Below are 20,435 nucleotides of genomic sequence, written 5' to 3'. Positions count from 1 at the left end.
GGTAACTTCCCTCCATCCCTATATTTCCCACGGCAATTTTAGATAACGTGTGATCCAAACCACTTTGTTTTTTTCGGCAAATCCGGCAGCTTCCTTTTTAAATTGATTTGAAATAGTTGTATATAAAAAAGGAATGTGTAAGTGATCTGCCAAGCTGTTGCTTAAATCAACGCCTTTTGATATATCTTCCAAAGATGTTTCGCTGCCGACATTGGAATTGTTTATAATTCCAGTAATCTTTAAACGGGAGGCTTTCTCAATTTGCTCGAAGGTGTATTTTGCCCCTTCCAATGTACTTACATAAGGACGGTTTCCATTAAGAACAAACCATAATTCTGGTTTTAAATCATTCCATTCATGAAAGTACTGTCCTAATGCCATTGCTCCGTCTTTATCTCCACCTGCATCGACAATTAGTTGATAGCGTGGGTCGTGCAAGACTCGGTACATTTCTCCCGAAACAATCGGCAGGTCTGCTGTTGCTAAACGGCCCCTTGGTGCGATCATTTCTATACCCTGATTTTGTAATAAATCAGAAACATCCCTCGAACGATAATAAGGATTGATGATATCTAAATCATTTAACGCCACCATTTCATGTTTTTGTCTTTCAAATAATGCTAAATTAATAGCAATTTCTGTTTTTCCACTTCCAAAATGGCCTGTTAATATAGTAATCTTGCTATTTCTTTTCAACCGCTTCAGCTCCTCCTTCCACGGTAATAATGTAAACGCTTTCAATTTTTTTCTTTAATAAAAAATCTATAAATATTATAATAGACAATTCTCCATTTCGCTTTGATGAATCTCACATGTCACTTTATTGTCACTTTTGTAAATCTTGAAGAAAAAAGAAGTTCCAAGGAACTTCTTCAAGGAACTTCTTTACGCCATAAAGGATAGAATTACTTTTTGCGGTAATTCTGTTTCACCATTGCTTTTACTTTTTAGTTGCCCGCAAGCAGGCATCTCAAATGAAAAATCCTCAACACCATTTGGAATGACGCCTTTTTTCTTTAATTGTGAAAAAACTCTTTGCATAGCATCCTCAGTAGAAATTATTTCCTGTGAATGTTCTAATTGAAAACACTCTACACATGTTTCAAAAATATTTTCATCAATCTGTTCTTCAGCAAATACTAATTTCGCACCTGCAATTGCTTCAACTTCTTGATTTTCTAGTTCAATAATGGTTGTAATGTTCATTGTTTTCCCCCCATGTTTTACTTACTTTTATTATAAAACCATTTTACCCTTTAGATATGATGAAAACGTTTTTTTCATTTTTTATTCAAATGTTTTTGACAAATTTCTGTCAGTTTTTTCATATTTCCAAATAAACAACAAATACTATGGAGACCTTTTACATTTAGGGGGTCATATGATGTTAAACAAACCGTTTTGGACTTTCCTTTTCACTGTTTTGTTAGTATTGCCTTCCTCCCTTACAACCTATGCGGAGGAACGACCAAGCATTGATTTACGTTTCCTAGAAACAACAGATATTCATGCTGATCTGGTTAATTATGATTATTACCAAACCAAGGTTGATCATCGCATTGGTTTGGTGAAAACAGCCACACTTATCAAACAGGCAAGAATGGGAGCAAAAAATTCCTTATTATTTGATTGCGGAGATCACCTAAAAGGAAATCCACTTGGGGAATATTTAGCTAGAATTAAAGGGATTCATTCCGGTAAAATCCACCCGGTTTACCGCGCTTTCAATTATTTGGGTTATGATACCATTACAATTGGAAATCATGAGTTTAACTATGGATTAAAATTTTTAAATGCAGCTTTAAAAGGTGCAAATATGCCGGTGGTAAACGCTAATGTTTATTCCGTCAAAACGAATAATCCCTATTTTAGACCCTATGTCATATTAAAAAGAAAATTAACGGATCTAAATGGAAAGCAGCATGAATTAAAAATTGGTGTTATTGGATTCTTACCTATCCAAATCATGAAATGGGATAGAGCCAATCTTGAGGGCAAAGTCTATGCCAAACCAATTTTAGAGGCAGCCCAGCATTTTATCCCGCAAATGAAGGCAGAAGGTGCAGATTTAATTGTCGCACTTGCCCATACTGGGATCAGTGGTGATCCTTACCGTCCGGAAACTGAAAATGCCGTCTATTATTTAACTAAAATTCCTGGTATTGATGCGATTCTTTCCGGCCATTCTCACAGTGTATTCCCTGGTCCAGTATATGAAAAGCTGCCTCATACTAATCTTAAAACCGGGAATATAAACGGAAAACCGGTCGTCATGGCAGGAGCATTCGGCAACCACTTGGGTATTGTTGATCTGAAGCTCAGTTATTTTGAAGGGAAATGGAAGGTAGTAAAAGGAATATCCAAAGCCATTCCTATTGCAGATACAAGCGGAAAGCCACTTGTTAAAAGTGATAAAGGACTATTAAAGACGATCAAAGCGGATCATCAAGAAACCGTTGATTTTATTAAACGAATTGGACTTTGACATAAATTGTTAATGTTTTTTTCATAAATTATCTATTGTTTTTGCGAAGCAATGAATTAAAATAATAGCTGTTGTCCGACTTTTTATATGACTCTGGTTGAATATTTCAAGCAGTGAAATAGTTGGCTATGAAAAAAGTTCGGACAACATGACCTCTTTTTTTGGTCATGTTTAACTTTACTTCTCTTGACTATTTTAATAAAATATTTGTATAAAGAAATTCGCGGTGTTTTAGGTGGAGTCTGTCAAAACGGGCTCCTTTTTGGTTTAAAAGGACACTGTCAGTACATATATTGAGAAGAGGTTGATCCATGTCCACACAAGCACTCATAGCATTAGGTGTATTTCTTGTTACATACGCTTTTATCGTAACAGAAAAGCTTCATCGGACCATCATCGCCATGATAGGCGGCATCTTAATGATTCTGTTGGGGATTGTCGACCAAAAAGTGGCTCTGCATCATATTGATTTCAATACGCTCGGCCTTTTAACAGGCATGATGATCATTGTTACTATTACGTCTGAGACAGGATTATTTAAATACATAGCCATTTGGTCTGCAAAAAAAGTAAAGGGCGATCCATTAAAAATCTTACTTGTCTTAGGTATCATCACAGCTTTAGGTTCTGCCTTTTTAGATAACGTCACGACTGTTCTATTAATGGTACCGGTAACTTTCAGTATTACAAGACAATTACGGGTCAACCCTATCCCTTTTTTAATTACTGAGATTATTGCCTCTAATATCGGAGGGACATCCACCCTTATTGGAGACCCTCCTAATATTATGATTGGCAGTGCAGTAAAAGAGTTAACCTTTATGGAATTTATCTATAATCTTACTGCCATTTCCTTTTTTGTCCTTTTTGTCAATATTGCCATTTTAGCCTTTATCTATCGGAAACAATTGAAAGCATCTCCAGAATTAAAGGCCAATTTAATGGATTTAGATGAAAAAGAAGAAATTACCGATAGAACCTTGTTAAAGAAGTCATTATTTGCTCTTGCCATCACGATTCTCGGTTTCTTCCTTCACCAAATGCTTCATATTGAATCAGCTACTGTAGCTCTGACTGGTGCATTTTTACTATTGTTGTTAACGGGAGAAGAGTATTTGGATAAATCATTTTCAAAAGTAGAATGGACAACCATCTTCTTCTTTATTGGGCTATTTGTCCTTGTTTCTGGGCTGGTGGAAACAGGAGTCATTTCGATGTTGGCCGATTATACTGTTCATGTAACGGGAGGTAATGTGACCGCAGCTTCCCTATTAATTTTATGGGTCAGTGCGATTGCATCTGCCTTTATTGATAATATTCCGTTTGTTGCTACCATGATTCCAATGATCAAGGATATGGGAGATTTGGGAATTCAAAACTTAGAGCCCCTTTGGTGGAGTTTATCACTTGGAGCGTGCTTGGGAGGTAATGGCACATTAATTGGCGCCAGTGCCAATGTTATAGTTGCCGGGCTTGCTGCAAAGGAAGGATACCACATTACATTCGGGAAATTTTTACTCATTGCCTTTCCGTTAATGATCTTGTCCATTATTATTTGTACAGCCTATATCTACTTAAGATACTTAATTTAGGGGTGGCGAAATAAAAATTTCTTATAAATACAATGATCAAATTCTTCAAATAATTGAAGCTTTAAATGGTGATGATGTAGAATTTTTCATTACATTATTGGATGTACAATTTAAACAAAGACTTCAGAAAGTCCAAGCCTATTTCGAAGAAAATAAGGTTTTAACGGATCTTTTTGTTTATCCTCATCAGAACAACCGATACCAAATCATTGAAAAAAAGACTTCTATAATGAATTTTTAATTCAACTATTCAAGCAACAACTGTTGGACGAGATCAAATGGATAACGGCTGCCAATTAAATGGCAGCCGTTATTTTATCCATATTTTCTAAAATACGCTTATTCAATTCCGGATTGTAGAGGGTTGCACAGTTTCTTCCCTTTTCTTTTGATTTATACATAGCTAAATCTGCACATTTGATTAAGCTATTTAAATCTTCCCCATGAAAAGGATAAACGCTCACTCCGATGCTTGGGGTGATATGATATTTTTGATTATAAATCATGAAAGAATCGTTCATTACCCTAAGGATAAGATTGCCCACCTCTACTGCATCATTCATACTATGCAAATGAGGGGCCAATAGGACGAATTCATCACCGCCGAATCTTGCTAAGATATTATCATGATCCAATATGGTCATGAGTCTCTCCGTTACAGATTTCAGCAATAAGTCGCCTGCCTCGTGGCCCAAACTATCATTAACCACCTTAAAGTGATCTAAGTCTAGAAGAATAACTCCTAGTAACTCATTTAATTGGTCATGTTCAGCCTTATATGTTTCAAGATATGATTTAATAAACCAACGATTAGGTAGCCCCGTTAAGGCATCATGATAAGCCATTTGAACAATTTTCTTCTCAGCATTTTTCAAATCAGTAATATCCAAACCAAATCCTAAAAGATATTCTTTATCGAATTCCGGCACATGAATAATGGTTTTACCGGTAAACATGTAGGATTCATTTCCCTGAAAGCCTGCCTTCACTTCCCCCGTTTTCAAGGTGCGAGTCCGCCAAACCTCCAAGTCTATATCTCGATTCATTTTAGCAATAGGCTCAGGAAAAAAGTCGTAAACCGTCTTTCCCACCAGCTCCTCCAATGTCATTCCATTTAAATCACAGGCCTGTTTATTGGCAAATATGGTTCTGCCATCAGGCTCCTCTAAAAAAACATTTATTGGCAGGGCATCAAGGACCTTTAAATATAGAGAAGAATTCAGCTGAAGCATTTTTAATAAATCTTTTTCTTTCTTTTCCATCTCAGCAATTTTTAACTTTAGACTCTCAATACTCTCCTCATTATGAGTTTGTTGGTTCATACTTCAACCCACCCTCTATTACCAATATTCTACATCTTAATATTATTTTACCTATTTTTATTATTGAGAACTAATACCCAATTCCAACAATTTATTGAATATTACCTATATCTAAGTTTTCACCTAATGTTCAAGAAATTCACCATTTAGTTCCATATTTAGCTTTAAAATTTTTTTATAATGTAAGAGTAATCGCCCATAACTAAAGAATGGTTGTGATAGAATGAAGAAATTACTTTATATTACGGCAAATCCAAAAGGTTTAATGAAATCAAAAGGATTGCAAATAGGTGAAGCGTTTCTTGAATCATTCAGACAAGAACGCCCGGATGTAATAATTAATAGAATCGATTTATTCAATTATGAGATTGCGCATATGGATGCTGACTTAGTCAGCGCCCGCGGCAAACTTGCCGGCTATGGATACACTATGGATCAGTTAACAGAGCCAGAAAGAGACAAAATTCAACAGATGCATGCCGTTGCAAATGAATTTATGGACAACCAATATTATGTTTTTGTATCACCGGTTTGGAACCTTAATTTACCCGCTATATTAAAAGCTTATTTGGATAACCTGTTTGTTGCAGGTAAAACCTTTGATTATACACCAGATGGTCCTAAAGGGCTTTTGACAGGGAAAAGGGCCATTCACATTCAAACAAGAGGTGGACTTTATACAAACACACCATTAGGAGAACTGGAATCCGGTGACCGCTATTTAAAAATCGCTCTGAGTTTTCTTGGGATTGAAGTAATGGATTCAGTTATTTTTGAAGGCTTTGATTATTATCCAACTAAGATTGAAGAAATGATGGCTTCTGCTAAAGAGAAGGCCCGAATAGCTGCAAAATTATTTTCACAATCAATGATGTCCGTTTAATCTGTCCTTTTTTAAAGCTTCCATTTTGGAAGCTTTTTTTGGTACAATGATTTCCGAGAAAATAATGTAATAATTGAAAACTTTTTATCTATTTTCGTCGAAATGACATCATCCATTGTATAATGAGATTAATTGATTTATTTTCTAGGAGTTTATTTAATGATTAAGGAATATGTTACAAACATTGCTATATTGATAGCTGCCTTTTCTTTAATGGGTCAGTTTTTTAAAGATCGATCGCTGTCAGTTACCTCTTCTATACCTACTAAATTACTAGCTGGTTTTTTTCTAGGAATTCTCGGTAATATATTAATGATATTTAGTATAAAGATCAGTTCCACCATTATTGTAGATTTGAGACATTTGGCTATTGTGATTGCAGCGGCATTTGGAGGTTTTTTCCCGGCTATGGTTGCCTCCATTATTATTGCTCTAGGGAGATTTGTTCTTTTTGGTTTTAGTGCTTCAGCAGTCTTACCGGCAATTGGTGCTATTCTGATTGGATTTGGCTGTGGACTAGTATCAAAGCTAAAAATATCAGAAACCCTGAAGGCCTTTATAATGAATGTTTATGGTTTAACTGTTTTATCCATAATTTTAGCCATTAGAATTGAGAATCATAGCACTTTAGATAAAGTATTATTTTCCCATATCATCACTTCGTTAATTGGCGGTTTTGTCGCTTATCACTTTTCAGTTTATATTACCAAGTCCAATCAGGCCCAGCATCAATTAGAACAAAATATAATGAAATTAAAAGAGACAGAAGAACGATTTCGGTTACTTGCTGAAAACTCCAGTGACCTCATTACAATGAATAATGAAGTTGGCGAGTATATTTATATTTCGCCCGCCGTTAAGGAAATTCTTCATTTTGAATATCAGGAGCTTTTAGGAAAAAAGGTGGAGCACTTCATCCATCCTGATGATTTGGAGATTTATAAAAATACATTTAAAAAGGCACTTGAAGAGGGCGATGCCGGGGCAACTTACCGTTATAAAGTAAAATTAGGAGAATATATTTGGATTGAATCTTCTTTTAAAAGTGTTTCCGATCAAGAAGATGGAAATAAGCGTGTTATTATTGTTTCAAGGAACATCACAGACCGCAAACTGACAGAACAGAAGCTTCAAGAAGCCAATGCATTGTTAAATCAGCTTTCCTATCTTGATGGGCTGACAGGAATCTCAAATCGGAGATATTTTGATGAATCCCTTTTACAAGAATGGTCAAATTCACTATTGGCCACTTCACCCATCACACTAATGATGTTCGATATCGATTATTTCAAAAAGTATAATGATACATATGGACATTTGGAGGGTGACTATTGTTTACAATCCATTTCCCAAGCTATTAAAGAAGTAATAGCACCACATTCAACTTATATCTTCTGCCGGTATGGTGGGGAGGAATTCGCCATCATATTACCAGGCTCTGAACAACAGAAAGGAATTCACATAGCTGAACAGATCCAAGAAAAAATCCAGCAACTTCAGATCCCACATAAAAGTTCAAAAATTGCAGACTTTGTCACCTTAAGTATTGGTATTGCCACCATGATTCCCGATCCAACTACTTCTTCAGAGGATTTAATTCAAAAGGCAGATTCCGCCCTCTATAAGTCAAAAATACATGGAAGAAATATAATCACTTCCTTATATGAATAAGGCCAGATAATTTAAAAAGTGGTGTAAAACCACTTTTTTCTATATTTTTTGTTGTATTTTAGGAATTATTCGTAAATTTTGTTGTAACTTGGAGGAATTACCTGTAAAATTTTCCTAACAGCCCTTTATGGATGGTGAATGAAATGGAAATTACCCAACATCTTTTTTTGAATCTTTCCATTTTAATTATATTTTTTTTCTTATGCTTAGTTGTTCTTGAGAATAAAAGATACGTGATCTCAAAGGCATCCATCATTCTATATTTTATTCTTATGTTATGGGTTTGCATCCAGTTTTCCCTTCATCCGGTTTCCTATGTAAGATTTGATTTACGTGTAATTCCGATCGTAATCGGAGGACTTTATTTTGGAATCGGTCCTATTCTTGTTTTAGCCACGATTATTCTTAGAAGCTTTTATGGAATTGATATGGGCTTTTATCAAACCATCATGTTATATGTTCCTCTATCTTTTATCCTTTGGAGAATGTACCCTTGGTTTTGGAAACAACAGCCATTAAAACACGTTCTTATTTCCAGCTTTATGGGAGGTATTGTCGGTACGATATCCTCATTTGGCATGGGATTTCTAGGATTAAAAATTAATTGGATGGATTCTTTGTTTGCTTATATTGTGGTACCTTCATCAGGAATTGGTATTATTTCTTATGCGATTGAATTTGTCAAAAAGAATGTAGAAATGAGACAACAACTAATCAAAGCAGAAAAGCTGAAAGCTGTTGAACAAATGGGAGCAGCCATTTCTCATGAGATTCGGAACCCCTTGACAGCAGCAAGTGGTTTTGTACAACTTCTAGAAGATGATTATCTTTCAAGGCAAAAAAGAAAGGAATATCTCTCTATTGTGAAGGAGGAACTATCCTCTGCAGAAAAGGTTATTCAGGATTATTTAACCTTCGCTAAACCTTCCATTGAAAAATTTGAGGAGCTTAATGTCAAAAATGAGCTTAAACAAATTATAAATATTGTCCTTCCATTGGCCAATCAAAATTCTGTTGAAATCACCACTGATTTTTCTGTCATTGGCTTTATTAAAGGTGACCGGCAAAAATTTCGCCAATGCTTTGTCAATGTATTTAAAAATGCGATCGAAGCAATGCCAAGTGGCGGATATTTATCTATTTCTTCAGATACAAGCCAAAATCATATTACGATTATTGTAAAAGACACAGGATTAGGTATGACCATAGAACAAATCGAGAGGTTGGGGGAACCATTTTATTCTACAAAAGGGAAAAATGGTACTGGATTGGGGATGATGGTCGTGTATAGTATCGTTCGTGCTTTAGATGGAGAAATTCGCGTAGAAAGTGAGATTGGGGTAGGAACTACATTTTCTTTTACTTTTCCCACTATTAATTTAATGATGAAAAAAGAGCTATACCAGTAAAACAATCGGCGGCTAATAAAGCCCGCCGATTTTGTTTTATTTTCCAATAAACATTTGAGACCAATGGTTCCCAGCTGATTCATATCCCACCCCTATATGGGTAAAATTGCTGCTTAGGATATTTTTTCGATGGCCTTCACTATTCATCCATGCTGTTACCACTTCTTGTGGTGTCCGTTGTCCCTGGGCAATATTTTCTCCGGCCGCTTTATACGTAACCCCAAAATCCCTCATCATATCAAATGGTGACCCGTAAGTTGGACTGGTATGTGAGAAATAATGGTTTTGTTGCATGTCTACAGCTTTCTTCTGTGCCACACTGCTTAACTGAGTATCTGCCTTTAGTGCTGGTAGACCATTTTTACTGCGCTGCTCATTTGTCAAATTAATAACCTGTTGGGCAAATTGACTTATTCCAGCTGTTGTTGCAGTATTCTTTTGAGCCGATTGTTGTGGTGCCGGCGTAGTTTGTGTTGGTGCTGGCACCTTTTGTGCTGGTGCTGGTGCAACTTGCTGTGGTACTCGCTGAGCTGGTGCTGGTGCAACTTGCTGCGGCGCTCGCTGAGCTGGTGCTGGCTGGGCCTGTTGCGGCATATTTACATTAGGTAAATATGGCTGAATTTGCTGAAAAATACCGGATGGCACCCAACTGTTCTGATTTGAACCAATCGGAACAAAAGAATATTTTGCATCTTTAACCACCACTGCCTGTGTATGCGGATATTGATCACTATTTAAGGTCGTTTGATAAGCAGAAATCATATCATGACGATTAGTGCCAGTCCTAAATAGATTATCATCATCATCATCACGGCCTCTATTCCGATAATCCTCTGTCAGTGGCCCATTATGATCAATATTAAATCGATCATTACGGACGTCAACAAAATTGTCATTCCTATTATTGGAATTCATACCAAACCTATTGCCTGTATCGTTAATATTATTTTTATCATTGTTATTACATGCCGCAAGCCCAATTGAAAGCATAGATGTTAGCAAAATAACTGCTGATTTTTTTATCATTCGTAATACCTCCCTTTTCAATAATGTCTTGCTCCATTATTTTTCATCATTTCAAAGAAAGTATAAATGGAAATAAACGTGATAAAAACCAAAAAAACAGATGCATGTGCACCTGTTTTATCGTTTCATTTGTATCATAAATTTGTACCGATCAGCACGGTATAAAGATTTAACATACTCCACTGGAGTACTATCTTTTAAATAGGTATTTCTTTGTATAAATAGCACAGGTGCCCCTTTTTTTATTTTTAATAACTTTGCTTCATTATTATTAGCAATTGTTGATTCAATGACTTGTGTAGCATGGTTAATTGTCAATTTTAAATTCTCTTCAATAAAAGAGTAAAGGGACTTATTGACAATTTCCTCGGTTAGTCCTTTAATAAGATTGGCCGAGATATAATTCGTTTCTAATGCCATTGGTACCCCGTCAGCTAAACGGATCCGTTTAATTTCATACACAGGTCCAAATTCAGGTATCGACAACTGGGCAGCAACTTGACTCGGTGCCGGAATGATTTCAAAATGAATTAATTGGCTCCCCGGCTCTAATCCCCTTGCTTTCATATCTTCTGTAAAGCTTGTTAATCCTTGAAGAGGCTGTTCAATTTTCCGCTCGGCCACAAAAGTTCCTTTTCCCTGTAAACGAAAAAGATATCCTTCATTTACCAATTGAGTAAAGGCCTGTCTTACAGTCATCCTGCTTATTTTATACAGTTCCGCATATTCCCGCTCAGGGGGTAATGAGTCTCCCGGTTTTAACTCGCCCTTTTCAATTAATTCTTTAATATGCTCTTCAAGCTGATAGTAAAGTGGGATGGGGGAATTTTTATCAATCATACTCTCGTTTGACACCTTTCTCCATTAACTCTCGGCAATTATACAATCTTTGGGAGACTGTCCGCTGACTACGTTCCGATCAAATATGAATTTTCAGCCCTGCAATTGCCGCTTTATCTGCAATTATTGTAACACATGGGTGATTTTTGAGAATAGATGCCGGGAAACTTTCCGTGATTTCCCCATTTAATAAGGAATGCAGGGCCTGATTTTTGGATTCCCCTGAAACTAATAAAAGTATTTCTTTACTTCTCATAATGGTGGAGATCCCCATGGTTATTGCTTGTGTTGGCACTTCTTCCATGCGTTCAAAAAATCTTGCATTCGCTTGAATCGTTGATGATGCTAAATTAACTACATGAGTTACAGATTGGAAGGAGGTCCCTGGTTCATTAAAACCGATATGCCCATTATTTCCAATACCAAGAATTTGCACATCCACTCCACCATGTTTATCAATTAGGTCTTCATAGCGAAGGCACTCTTCATTATAGTCTTTTATATCACCTCGAGGGATAAATGTATTCCTCTTCTTATCAATATCGATATGATTAAATAAATTTTCATTCATATAATACCGATAACTGTTTTTATTGTCACCGTTTAGTCCGATATATTCATCCAAATTAAAAGTCATAACCTTTTTATAAGAGGTTCCATTTTTCTGATGATCCTCAACTAATTTTTTATACATACCGACAGGAGTTCCTCCCGTGGCCATACCAAGTTTAATGTTTGGTTGGTTACATACTTTTTCAATAATATATTCAGCAGCTTTTTGGCTCATTTCCATGTAATCTTTCACTTCAATAATCTTCATGTTGTACTTCCTCCTATTCAAATGCAATCTCCCCTCGACAAATGGTCATTGCTACTTCCATCTGCTTATCAAGGATAACGATGTCAGCATCTTTCCCTACTGTTAAGCTGCCTTTTCGATCATACATCTTTAATTGTTTTGCTGGGTTGACAGAAGCCATTTTGATAACTTCATGTAAGGAACAGCCTGAATAGGTCATCATATTTCTCACACCGTGACCCAGTGTTAAAATGCTGCCTGCTAGTGTTCCATCTGCTAAAGTTGCTTTTCCATCTTTTACTGTCACTTCCTGGCCGCCCAGATCATATTGACCATTTTTCATACATTTTGCTCTCATCGAATCTGTTATTAAAATTAATCCTTCACTCTGCTTTTGCAGATATGCTAGTTTTACCATTTCTGGGTGTACGTGAATGCCATCAACGATCAGTTCTGCGACTAGTTCCTTACGTAAGAATGCTGCCCCAACTACCCCAGGTTCACGGTGATGCAGTCCTCTCATCTGGTTAAAAAGGTGGGTTACATGGTTAGCACCTGCCTCAATAGCCCTCCCCACATCCTCGTAGGTTGCATTAGTATGTCCGATAGAAGCGATAATCCCCTTTTCTTTTAAATAACGAATTAACTCTAAGCCACCTGGTTGTTCAGGAGCAATTGTTACAAGTCTTATCGTATCATTCGAAAGAGTTTCCCATTTCTTAAATAAAGTTAGATCAGGTTCTGTAATATGTTGAACTGGCTGCGCTCCTGCCATTTTTGGGTTCACAAATGGTCCTTCCAAGTGAATCCCTACAACCTCTGCAACACCATTGGTTGGCTGGCTCGCAATGTAATTACTAGCATTGACAATAGCTGCTTCAATTTTTGCAGCTTCTTGTGTCATGGTTGTTGCTAAAAAGCTTGTTGTGCCTTCTCTGGGTAGTGAGGTTGCCATCGTATCAATTGCTTCTGTCGTAGCATCCATCGTGTCAGCACCGTTGACACCATGAATATGAACGTCTATAAAGCCTGGAACTGCATGAAAATATTCTGGCACTTCGATGACCTTCAAACCATCCTCATTAGTTAGATTAGCTATAGATCCCATTTCCATTATTTTTTGATTTTCAACTTTGATATATCCTTTTTCGATTGTTTGATCTTCTGTATAAATCTTCATACCTTTAAGTAAAATAGAATTATATTTAGGAATCATTTTCTTAACTTCCTTTCTGTTATATATCTAATATTAGCATTGATAAATTCTAGTTGTCTATACCAATTAAATTAATTAATTATTTTTAGTAAATATCCTTGATTTTATTGGCAGATCGCCTAATTATTTATAGTTTCATTTTACTTTTTAAAAATATTGGTATAGACATCTATATGACTAGGTGTTATAGTGAAACAGGAAAAACGCTTTCATCATTTTATTTTATTTTTAAAGGAGAGAAAATGTTATGTTAGGCTTTTTACAACGAATTGGTAAAGCATTGATGTTGCCTATCGCCGTTTTGCCAGCTGCTGGATTGTTGCTTCGATTTGGACAACCCGATTTATTAAATATTCCTTTTATCGCAAATGCCGGAAACGCCATTTTTGCGAACCTGGCATTAATTTTTGCGATCGGTGTAGCGATTGGATTTGCTAAAGATAGCAATGGTGCCGCGGCATTGTCAGGTGCAATTGGTTATTTGGTCTTAACAGAAGGCACCAAAGCAATTGATAAAGATATTAATATGGGCGTTCTGGGTGGTATTTTAGCAGGGATTATCGCCGGATTGTTATATAACCGTTTCCGTGATATAAAACTTCCTGAGTGGCTTGGGTTCTTTAGTGGCAGAAGATTTGTTCCAATTATCACGGCTGTTGCTATGGTGGTCTTAGCTGGTATCTGCGGATTTGTTTGGCCACCAATCCAACATGGCATCAATGGTCTGGGTAATTGGTTGATCAGCTTAGGTGCCATCGGTTCAGGTATTTTTGGGTTATTAAACCGATTATTGATCCCACTTGGACTTCACCATGTATTAAACAGTTTGTTTTGGTTCCAATTTGGCGAATATGGTGGAAAAACTGGGGATATCGCTCGTTTCTTTGCGGGGGATCCACATGCAGGAGGTTACATGACCGGATTCTTCCCAATCATGATGTTTGGTCTTCCTGCAGCAGCATTCGCGATTATTGCCGCAGCTAAGCCAGAAAAGAGAAAAGCAGTTTCCGGGATGTTTATTGGTGTGGCATTAACTTCCTTTTTAACAGGTATTACCGAACCAATCGAATTTTCATTTATGTTTATTGCTCCACTTTTATACGGAATTCACGCTATTTTAACTGGTCTTTCTATGGTGATCACCTCCATGCTTGGCATTAGAGATGGATTTACCTTTTCAGCAGGTTTCATGGATTATGCTTTAAACTTTAATATTGCTGAAAAGCCAGTACTATTGTTAATAGTAGGGCTGGTTTTCGGTGCTGTATATTTCGTGTTATTCTACTTCTTGATTAAAGCCTTTAATTTAAAGACACCCGGCCGTGAAGACGACGATGAAATGGTAGAAACGGGTACAGCTCCTGTTGTTACGGGTGGGAACAAATATGAAGTGATGGCCGCTCACTTTATTCATGATATCGGCGGCAGAGATAATATTAATACGATCGATAACTGTACGACTCGTCTTCGTTTAACAATCAAGGATATGGACAAGATAAATGATTCTGCTCTTAAAGCACATGGTGCAAAAGGAATTATGAAATTAAATAAATCAAATCTTCAGGTTGTTGTTGGCACAGAGGTCGAATTTGTTGCGGATGCGATGAAACGGATCGATGTTAATGCTGTTTCACTTGTAACTGATGTTGCGAATGACAATTTTACAATCAATACGAATAATCTTCAGCCTTTGACTGAAAAAGATTTTGTAATGCCAGTAGAGGGCGAAATTATTCCTATTTCTGAGGTACCTGACCAAGTCTTTTCACAAAAAATGATGGGTGACGGATTTGGAATTTTACCATCTAAAGGTTTAGTTGTATCCCCAGTAAACGGTGAAATTGTAAGTGTCTTCCCAACCAAGCACGCCATCGGTATCAAATCAGAACAAGGATATGAAATTCTGATTCATGTTGGTTTAGATACTGTGAATTTAAATGGCGAAGGTTTTGAATTATCAGTTAAGGAAGGACAAAAGGTAACAAAAGGACAAGAACTGCTGAAATTTGATATCGAAAAAATCAAAGTTGCCGTTCCTTCTATTGTTACTCCAGTAGTTTTCACGAACTTAACTAAATTGAACATTAAAAAGCGTGGAAAGGCAGCACAAGGGGAAAAGGGAATACTTTCAATTGAATAAATTGAAACGGCAGGTATCAGATACCTGCCGTTTTTTTCTTACACTAATTCAACATAATCCGGAAGTTTTATATTAAAGAGGATTTCAAGTTCTCTTAGCCTTGCTGTGTTGTAGGAAGATCCTTTGAGTAATTCATTATCCACATAAGCTGGGTGGCACATGATTTCAACAGTAGTTCCATCTTCGATTTTCCTCATTAATTGTATGAGAGATTCTTCGGTTATTTCATTTCCGTAAAAATCAAAGTTGGCCGCATCTGTAAACGGCTTTACTCCTTTTATCGGCTCCAGGCCATTGGTGCGTACTGGCAAATCATATTTGTTCGCGAGTTTTTGCACCACAGGTAAAAGCTCATCCCGTGTATGAACATGGTGATGGCTGTCCAGGTGGGTTGGTTTTAGGCCTTTGTTTAAAAACAACTCTATTTGTGCCTCCCATTCTCTCTCAAGTTCAGCCAATGACAGATCCGCCTCACCAAGCGTAGATAACTTTTTAAAATTACCGGCAGCATCAACTAATGTTGGTACGTCGTTTAAAAGAGGTTTTCCACATGTTAGTACTAAATGAATGCCTACTTGTAGGCTAGGATGGCGTTTTGCAAGTTCGATAGCGTGATCTACCCCAGTCATATTCATCATCATGGTTGTAGAATTGACAATTCCTAATAGATGGCTATCTATGATCCCGTAGTTTACTCCGCGACTATAGCCGAAATCATCTGCATTCATAATTAATTTAATCATATCCTCTACCTCCATTAGTACGTTAAAGGCAGCTAGCAACTAGCTAGCTACCTTTTTAACACCTATTATTCGCTTTTAAAGAACTGTGGTAAATACTCCTTATGCGCTTCTAGCATCTCATCCAGAATTTGTCTGGCAATTCTATCGGATCCTACCAATGGATTAATGGTCAACGCCAATAAAGCCGTGTTGTAGTCTCCGGTAACTGCAGCATCAATAGTAACTCTTTCAAATGACTTAATCGTTTGAATTAAACCTCTGATGGGTATTGGCAGTTCACCAACAGCAATTGGTTTTGGACCATCCTTAGTGATCACACAGCTGATTTCTACCGCAGAATCATGCGGAATTCCTGCAATCGCGCCGTTATTCCTTGTATTGACCGGCTGAATATCTCGTTTATCCGTATAAATAGAATGAATCAAGCGGCATGCAGCATCACTATAATAAGCACCGCCGCGTTGCTCTAGTTGTGGTGGTTTAATATCCAAATTGGGATCACGATATAACTCAAAAAGATCTCCCTCAAGCTTTTTAACTACTTCAGCACGAGTACCGCCGCCTTCAGCAGCCTTTAATTCCTCATCCACCATATCCTTTGTTTTATAGTAATAGTTATGATAAGGACATGGGAATAAATTCAGTGCTTTTAGGAAGCCGGGCTCCCAGCCCATAGCATGGATATTTTTCATTGTAACCGTATTCTCGGGGTCTGACAATAAATCAATCAGCTTATCTTTTACACTGATGCCATCGACAAACACATCTAAGCCATAGACCATATGATTTAAACCCGCAAAATTGATTCTTACCCGTTCAGGTTCTACATTTAATAAATCTGCTGCCCCCATCTCCATTCCAATAGGAACGTTGCATAAGCCAACTACTTTTTTAATGTTACTGTAACGCAATACAGCTTCGGTGACCATTCCTGCTGGATTTGTAAAATTGATCAACCAGGCATCTGGGCAAAGTTCTTCCATTTCACGACAAATTTCCAGTACAATTGGAATGGTTCGAAGTGCTTTAAAAAGCCCGCCAGGTCCATTGGTTTCTTGGCCAAGAACGCCATATTTCAATGGAATGCGCTCATCCTTCGCCCTAGCATCCAATAGGCCGACACGAAATTGGGTTGTCACAAAGTCAGCATTCTTTAAGGCTTCTCTGCGATTCAATGTTAAGTGAATTTCAATGGGAACTCCTGCTTTTTTCACCATTCTTTTGGCTAAATTACCAACAATCTCGAGCTTTTCTCTTCCTTGTTCAACATCTACAAGCCAGATTTCACTTACTGGTAGTTCTGAATAGCGTTTAATAAATCCTTCAATTAGTTCAGGTGTATAACTAGAACCGCCACCAATGGTTGCGATTTTGATGCCTTTTACTTCAGTCATTTCTAGAACCCCTTTTATACTATCTTTTTATATAAATCTATAAACTCTTTGGCCAAATCCATTACTGTCAAGGCAGTCATCAGATGATCCTGTGCATGAATCAGGATTATCGGGATATCATATTTTGTGCCTCTAGCTTCCCCTTGAATTAAGTCAGTCTGAAAGTGATGCGCTTTAACAGATTCCTGTTCCGCCTCACGAATTTTTGCTTCAGCCTCTACAAAATTTCCGGCCTTTGCCTCGTAAAGTGCCTCCATTGCCAAGCTTCTAGTATTTCCGCTGTGCAAGATTAATTGAAATGAAATTTCATATATTTTTTCTTTGTCCATGATGTACCACCTTAAAATTTTTATGACACCTTTTCAGCTTGGTCGTTTATTTTTTTCGATTCAATTCTGCCTTGCATATAAACAAATGGCATGTAAATAAGAATCGAGATGATTAAATTGATAATCGAAAGGACTGCTCCGGAAATATGACCTCCCGTTGCCAAGAAACCATTTAAACCTACTGGTGTAACCCAAGGAATATTGGCAACAACCGGATGAACCAACCCTGTTTCGATAGCCAGATAAGCAATAGTTGTTAAAATAACCGGAGTAGCGATAAAAGGAATCAACCAAATTGGATTTAGTACAATCGGCATACCGAAAATAACCGGTTCATTAATTTGGAACATTCCAGGAGGAAGTCCTAAGGCTACCATTTGTTTTTGACGTTTTCTAGCCAGAATAAATAATGAAATGATTAGTCCTAATGTTGCTCCGGATCCACCCAAGTTTACGAAGGCATCATAGAAGTTCCCTGCTAAAACATGATATTGGTGATAATCCGTTACACCTTTTGCGTATAAGTCAATATTATCTGTGCCTAATTTTTGTAATAACGGCGATTTGATCCCATCAATAATGTTGTCACCATGTAAACCAATAGACCAGAAAAAATGAATCAATAAGGTAATTAAAATAGCAAATGGTAATGAGTCTGCTGCTTTCGTTAATGGCGCAACTAATACTTTTCCTAGCCAATCATTAAAATAAACATCGTGTGTTAAATGACGGAAGATGACTCCAAATAAACCAAATAGAAAAATTGTTAGCATACCTGGTAACAGTTTCGCAAAAGACCGGGCAACTTGTGGCGGTACGCCTTCTGGTAGTTTAATAACCATATATTTAACTTTTGAAAGTCTGACAAAAATCTCTGTTGCGGCTAATGCCACGATAATTCCAGTGAAAAGAGCTGTTGCTCCAAAGTAACTTTGACCAATCAAGCCCCAAATGGGATCTTTGACCCCGTCAACTTTCGCAACTTGCGGGATTAATAGGAAGAAGCTTGCTGCAGCAACAAACATTGCTTCAAAGCCTTCATCCCCGTAGGACTTCGCAAGTCTATTAGCAATACCAAATACTGCAAAAACAGTAAGAAATGCCATTGTTCCCCACCAGATGTCCCCGCCTAGTGTGGTCCAGTTTTTCCCGAACATAGCTTCCATCATGCGACCATAAGGTTTAAAAATTCCTCCGATATTGTTGAATAGCACGGCAAAGGAACCCACCATTGTAATGGCTAGCATTCCAACCAACGTATCCCTAATCGCTAATAAATGTCTATTGTTCCCTAGTTTCCCTGCATACGGCAAAATGTATTTATCAATAAAGTTCATCATCTCTTTATTCCCCTTTAATTAATCGAATAGCATGCTTTAACACTTCTTCCCCGTTGCAAAGTCCATAATGCACCGGATTAATAGAATCTACGGGAATTCCATTTGCTTCACCAGCTTTTTTCAGTTGAGTCAAAAGATAACGTACTTGCGGGCCAAGTAAAAGAACATCAGCCTGTTCCAAGTTACTTTGCACATCGGCTGCCCCTACTGCCCAAATTTTACATTCAATTCCTTCTGCTTTTGCATATGCCTCCATCTTTGAAACTAATAAACTTGTAGACATTCCTGCAGAACAACATAGTAAGATTTTCATTTTCTTCCTCCAATAAATTATTGAATGCGTTTTCACCTTAAGGTAATTCAATTGTAATAACAAATCGAGAAATATGCAATACATATTTTAATTTGTTATTACAAATTGTTTTAATGTATGGCTCCTTTTTACAATTTGTGTTATAAATGTATTAGATAGTACAAGGGGGATTTACGATGGATTTTTCAAATGAAGAAAGTGCCCTGCATTTAAAAGTAAAAGATGCGATTATTAGCTTAATCAAAGCTGGTGAATATAAACCGAATACCCAACTCCCTACGGAAGCTGAGTTTTGCAAGATTTATGGGGTTAGCAGAACCACTGTCAGAACCGCGCTGCAGCAATTGGTATCGGAAGGTTATGTATATAGACAGCAGGGGCGAGGGACTTTTGTTTCAAATAACAAAGTCAAACAAAAGCTAACTTCAACTGTTCAAACTTTCACTGAGCAAATCGCCATGCAGGGGAAAAACCCTTTAATTAAAGTGCTGAACCTTCAAGTCATTCCAGCTGATTCGTTTCTGGCAGAGATATTTGATCTAAATGAAGGGGATCCTATTAACAAGCTTGAGAGAGCACGATATGTAAATGATGAACCGCTCCAATATGAAATTGCTTATTTACCTTGGAAAATTACTCCTGGTTTAAATCAAGAGGATTGTGAGAAATCGTTATATCATTTACTGGAAAGACAATTTCGCTTGAAAGTAAAACGCACCGTGGAATATTTAGAAATTGCGGCAGTAGAACAGGATATTGCGGAGATCTTACATATTCAAGAAGGGTCTCCTTGCTTCTCATTAGAAACATATGCCCATGCCAGCGACGAGACGGTAATCGAGTACTCTAAAACCATCTTCCGCGGCGATATGGCCAATTTTGTGATAGAAAGAAATTATTAAAAGACGACAGGTGCTAGGCACCTGTCGTTGG

The 20,435-nt window shown here is 37.2% G+C and carries 19 protein-coding genes; 7 read left to right on the top strand and 12 right to left on the bottom strand.

Going from position 1 to position 20,435, the window contains the following annotated elements:
• Positions 1 to 18: 18 nt before the first annotated feature.
• Both ACI3K6_RS04455 and ACI3K6_RS04450 read right to left on the bottom strand, forming a co-directional pair.
• Complete coding sequence (locus ACI3K6_RS04455; protein WP_435553905.1) at positions 19 to 696, bottom strand: hypothetical protein; 678 nt, start codon at positions 694 to 696, stop codon at positions 19 to 21.
• 189 nt (positions 697 to 885) lie between these two features.
• Entirely contained in the window at positions 886 to 1,206 is a 321-nt protein-coding gene (locus ACI3K6_RS04450; protein ID WP_335476829.1) for a hypothetical protein, read from the bottom strand.
• A 178-nt stretch (positions 1,207 to 1,384) separates the two neighbouring features.
• Between ACI3K6_RS04450 and ACI3K6_RS04445 the strand changes: the two genes are divergently transcribed.
• Both ACI3K6_RS04445 and ACI3K6_RS04440 read left to right on the top strand, forming a co-directional pair.
• On the top strand, positions 1,385 to 2,485 hold the full coding sequence (locus tag ACI3K6_RS04445) for a metallophosphoesterase (RefSeq protein ID WP_435553904.1): 1,101 nt from the start codon (positions 1,385 to 1,387) through the stop codon (positions 2,483 to 2,485).
• A gap of 311 nt (positions 2,486 to 2,796) precedes the next feature.
• On the top strand, positions 2,797 to 4,077 hold the full coding sequence (locus ACI3K6_RS04440) for an ArsB/NhaD family transporter (RefSeq protein WP_435553903.1): 1,281 nt from the start codon (positions 2,797 to 2,799) through the stop codon (positions 4,075 to 4,077).
• 296 nt (positions 4,078 to 4,373) lie between these two features.
• Here ACI3K6_RS04440 and ACI3K6_RS04435 read toward each other — a convergent pair whose 3' ends face one another.
• Positions 4,374 to 5,399: a diguanylate cyclase domain-containing protein gene (locus tag ACI3K6_RS04435; protein WP_435553902.1), complete on the bottom strand. Its 1,026-nt coding sequence runs from the start codon at positions 5,397 to 5,399 to the stop codon at positions 4,374 to 4,376.
• Positions 5,400 to 5,622: 223 nt separating this feature from the next.
• Between ACI3K6_RS04435 and ACI3K6_RS04430 the strand changes: the two genes are divergently transcribed.
• From ACI3K6_RS04430 to ACI3K6_RS04420, 3 genes are all read left to right on the top strand, one after another.
• Positions 5,623 to 6,282 carry an FMN-dependent NADH-azoreductase gene (locus tag ACI3K6_RS04430; protein WP_435553901.1) on the top strand — a complete coding sequence of 220 codons (660 nt, stop codon included), beginning with the start codon at positions 5,623 to 5,625 and terminating at the stop codon, positions 6,280 to 6,282.
• 159 nt (positions 6,283 to 6,441) lie between these two features.
• A complete protein-coding gene (locus ACI3K6_RS04425; RefSeq protein ID WP_435553900.1) occupies positions 6,442 to 7,953 on the top strand; it encodes a diguanylate cyclase domain-containing protein in 1,512 nt (503 codons plus the stop codon).
• Positions 7,954 to 8,096: 143 nt separating this feature from the next.
• Positions 8,097 to 9,362, top strand: coding sequence for an ATP-binding protein (locus ACI3K6_RS04420; RefSeq protein ID WP_435553899.1), 1,266 nt, complete (start codon positions 8,097 to 8,099; stop codon positions 9,360 to 9,362).
• 36 nt (positions 9,363 to 9,398) lie between these two features.
• Here the strand turns inward: ACI3K6_RS04420 and ACI3K6_RS04415 are convergent, their stop codons facing one another.
• From ACI3K6_RS04415 to nagA, 4 genes are all read right to left on the bottom strand, one after another.
• Positions 9,399 to 10,388: a CAP domain-containing protein gene (locus ACI3K6_RS04415; RefSeq protein WP_435553898.1), complete on the bottom strand. Its 990-nt coding sequence runs from the start codon at positions 10,386 to 10,388 to the stop codon at positions 9,399 to 9,401.
• Positions 10,389 to 10,505: 117 nt separating this feature from the next.
• Positions 10,506 to 11,228: a GntR family transcriptional regulator gene (locus ACI3K6_RS04410; protein ID WP_435553897.1), complete on the bottom strand. Its 723-nt coding sequence runs from the start codon at positions 11,226 to 11,228 to the stop codon at positions 10,506 to 10,508.
• A gap of 79 nt (positions 11,229 to 11,307) precedes the next feature.
• Positions 11,308 to 12,048, bottom strand: a complete 741-nt coding sequence (gene nagB, locus ACI3K6_RS04405) for a glucosamine-6-phosphate deaminase (protein WP_435553896.1) — start codon at positions 12,046 to 12,048, stop codon at positions 11,308 to 11,310.
• A gap of 13 nt (positions 12,049 to 12,061) precedes the next feature.
• Positions 12,062 to 13,243 carry an N-acetylglucosamine-6-phosphate deacetylase gene (gene nagA, locus ACI3K6_RS04400; protein ID WP_435553895.1) on the bottom strand — a complete coding sequence of 394 codons (1,182 nt, stop codon included), beginning with the start codon at positions 13,241 to 13,243 and terminating at the stop codon, positions 12,062 to 12,064.
• A 247-nt stretch (positions 13,244 to 13,490) separates the two neighbouring features.
• On the opposite strand from nagA, the gene nagE reads away from it, so the two are divergent.
• Positions 13,491 to 15,383: an N-acetylglucosamine-specific PTS transporter subunit IIBC gene (nagE, locus tag ACI3K6_RS04395; protein ID WP_335476841.1), complete on the top strand. Its 1,893-nt coding sequence runs from the start codon at positions 13,491 to 13,493 to the stop codon at positions 15,381 to 15,383.
• 38 nt (positions 15,384 to 15,421) lie between these two features.
• Here the strand turns inward: nagE and chbG are convergent, their stop codons facing one another.
• From chbG to ACI3K6_RS04370, 5 genes are all read right to left on the bottom strand, one after another.
• Positions 15,422 to 16,126 carry a chitin disaccharide deacetylase gene (gene chbG, locus ACI3K6_RS04390; RefSeq protein WP_435554083.1) on the bottom strand — a complete coding sequence of 235 codons (705 nt, stop codon included), beginning with the start codon at positions 16,124 to 16,126 and terminating at the stop codon, positions 15,422 to 15,424.
• A gap of 65 nt (positions 16,127 to 16,191) precedes the next feature.
• Entirely contained in the window at positions 16,192 to 17,520 is a 1,329-nt protein-coding gene (locus tag ACI3K6_RS04385) for a 6-phospho-beta-glucosidase (protein ID WP_435553894.1), read from the bottom strand.
• Positions 17,521 to 17,534: 14 nt separating this feature from the next.
• Positions 17,535 to 17,849, bottom strand: a complete 315-nt coding sequence (locus tag ACI3K6_RS04380) for a PTS sugar transporter subunit IIA (protein WP_435553893.1) — start codon at positions 17,847 to 17,849, stop codon at positions 17,535 to 17,537.
• 20 nt (positions 17,850 to 17,869) lie between these two features.
• Entirely contained in the window at positions 17,870 to 19,189 is a 1,320-nt protein-coding gene (locus ACI3K6_RS04375) for a PTS sugar transporter subunit IIC (protein WP_435553892.1), read from the bottom strand.
• Positions 19,190 to 19,193: 4 nt separating this feature from the next.
• Entirely contained in the window at positions 19,194 to 19,502 is a 309-nt protein-coding gene (locus ACI3K6_RS04370) for a PTS sugar transporter subunit IIB (RefSeq protein WP_435553891.1), read from the bottom strand.
• Between the two features lie 176 nt (positions 19,503 to 19,678).
• On the opposite strand from ACI3K6_RS04370, the gene ACI3K6_RS04365 reads away from it, so the two are divergent.
• The gene (locus ACI3K6_RS04365) at positions 19,679 to 20,404 is read left to right on the top strand and encodes a GntR family transcriptional regulator (protein WP_435553890.1); all 726 of its coding nucleotides are present in this window, start codon (positions 19,679 to 19,681) and stop codon (positions 20,402 to 20,404) included.
• Positions 20,405 to 20,435: the final 31 nt, after the last annotated feature.

This window comes from Neobacillus solisequens, assembly GCF_051233465.1.
In the GTDB taxonomy this organism is placed as follows: domain Bacteria; phylum Bacillota; class Bacilli; order Bacillales; family Cytobacillaceae; genus Neobacillus.
This window is presented reverse-complemented; position numbering and strand designations above follow the sequence as displayed.

Excerpts from the sequence above, each read along its gene's own strand:
- ACI3K6_RS04410 (WP_435553897.1), bottom strand. The coding sequence starts at position 11,228 with ATGATTGATAAAAATTCCCCCATCCCACTTTACTATCAGCTTGAAGAG.
- nagB (WP_435553896.1), bottom strand. The coding sequence starts at position 12,048 with ATGAAGATTATTGAAGTGAAAGATTACATGGAAATGAGCCAAAAAGCT.
- ACI3K6_RS04440 (WP_435553903.1), top strand. The coding sequence starts at position 2,797 with ATGTCCACACAAGCACTCATAGCATTAGGTGTATTTCTTGTTACATAC.
- ACI3K6_RS04415 (WP_435553898.1), bottom strand. The coding sequence starts at position 10,388 with ATGATAAAAAAATCAGCAGTTATTTTGCTAACATCTATGCTTTCAATT.
- ACI3K6_RS04420 (WP_435553899.1), top strand. The coding sequence starts at position 8,097 with ATGGAAATTACCCAACATCTTTTTTTGAATCTTTCCATTTTAATTATA.
- ACI3K6_RS04430 (WP_435553901.1), top strand. The coding sequence starts at position 5,623 with ATGAAGAAATTACTTTATATTACGGCAAATCCAAAAGGTTTAATGAAA.
- ACI3K6_RS04375 (WP_435553892.1), bottom strand. The coding sequence starts at position 19,189 with ATGATGAACTTTATTGATAAATACATTTTGCCGTATGCAGGGAAACTA.
- ACI3K6_RS04365 (WP_435553890.1), top strand. The coding sequence starts at position 19,679 with ATGGATTTTTCAAATGAAGAAAGTGCCCTGCATTTAAAAGTAAAAGAT.
- ACI3K6_RS04425 (WP_435553900.1), top strand. The coding sequence starts at position 6,442 with ATGATTAAGGAATATGTTACAAACATTGCTATATTGATAGCTGCCTTT.
- ACI3K6_RS04435 (WP_435553902.1), bottom strand. The coding sequence starts at position 5,399 with ATGAACCAACAAACTCATAATGAGGAGAGTATTGAGAGTCTAAAGTTA.
- nagE (WP_335476841.1), top strand. The coding sequence starts at position 13,491 with ATGTTAGGCTTTTTACAACGAATTGGTAAAGCATTGATGTTGCCTATC.
- ACI3K6_RS04450 (WP_335476829.1), bottom strand. The coding sequence starts at position 1,206 with ATGAACATTACAACCATTATTGAACTAGAAAATCAAGAAGTTGAAGCA.
- nagA (WP_435553895.1), bottom strand. The coding sequence starts at position 13,243 with ATGATTCCTAAATATAATTCTATTTTACTTAAAGGTATGAAGATTTAT.
- chbG (WP_435554083.1), bottom strand. The coding sequence starts at position 16,126 with ATGATTAAATTAATTATGAATGCAGATGATTTCGGCTATAGTCGCGGA.
- ACI3K6_RS04385 (WP_435553894.1), bottom strand. The coding sequence starts at position 17,520 with ATGACTGAAGTAAAAGGCATCAAAATCGCAACCATTGGTGGCGGTTCT.
- ACI3K6_RS04370 (WP_435553891.1), bottom strand. The coding sequence starts at position 19,502 with ATGAAAATCTTACTATGTTGTTCTGCAGGAATGTCTACAAGTTTATTA.
- ACI3K6_RS04445 (WP_435553904.1), top strand. The coding sequence starts at position 1,385 with ATGTTAAACAAACCGTTTTGGACTTTCCTTTTCACTGTTTTGTTAGTA.
- ACI3K6_RS04380 (WP_435553893.1), bottom strand. The coding sequence starts at position 17,849 with ATGGACAAAGAAAAAATATATGAAATTTCATTTCAATTAATCTTGCAC.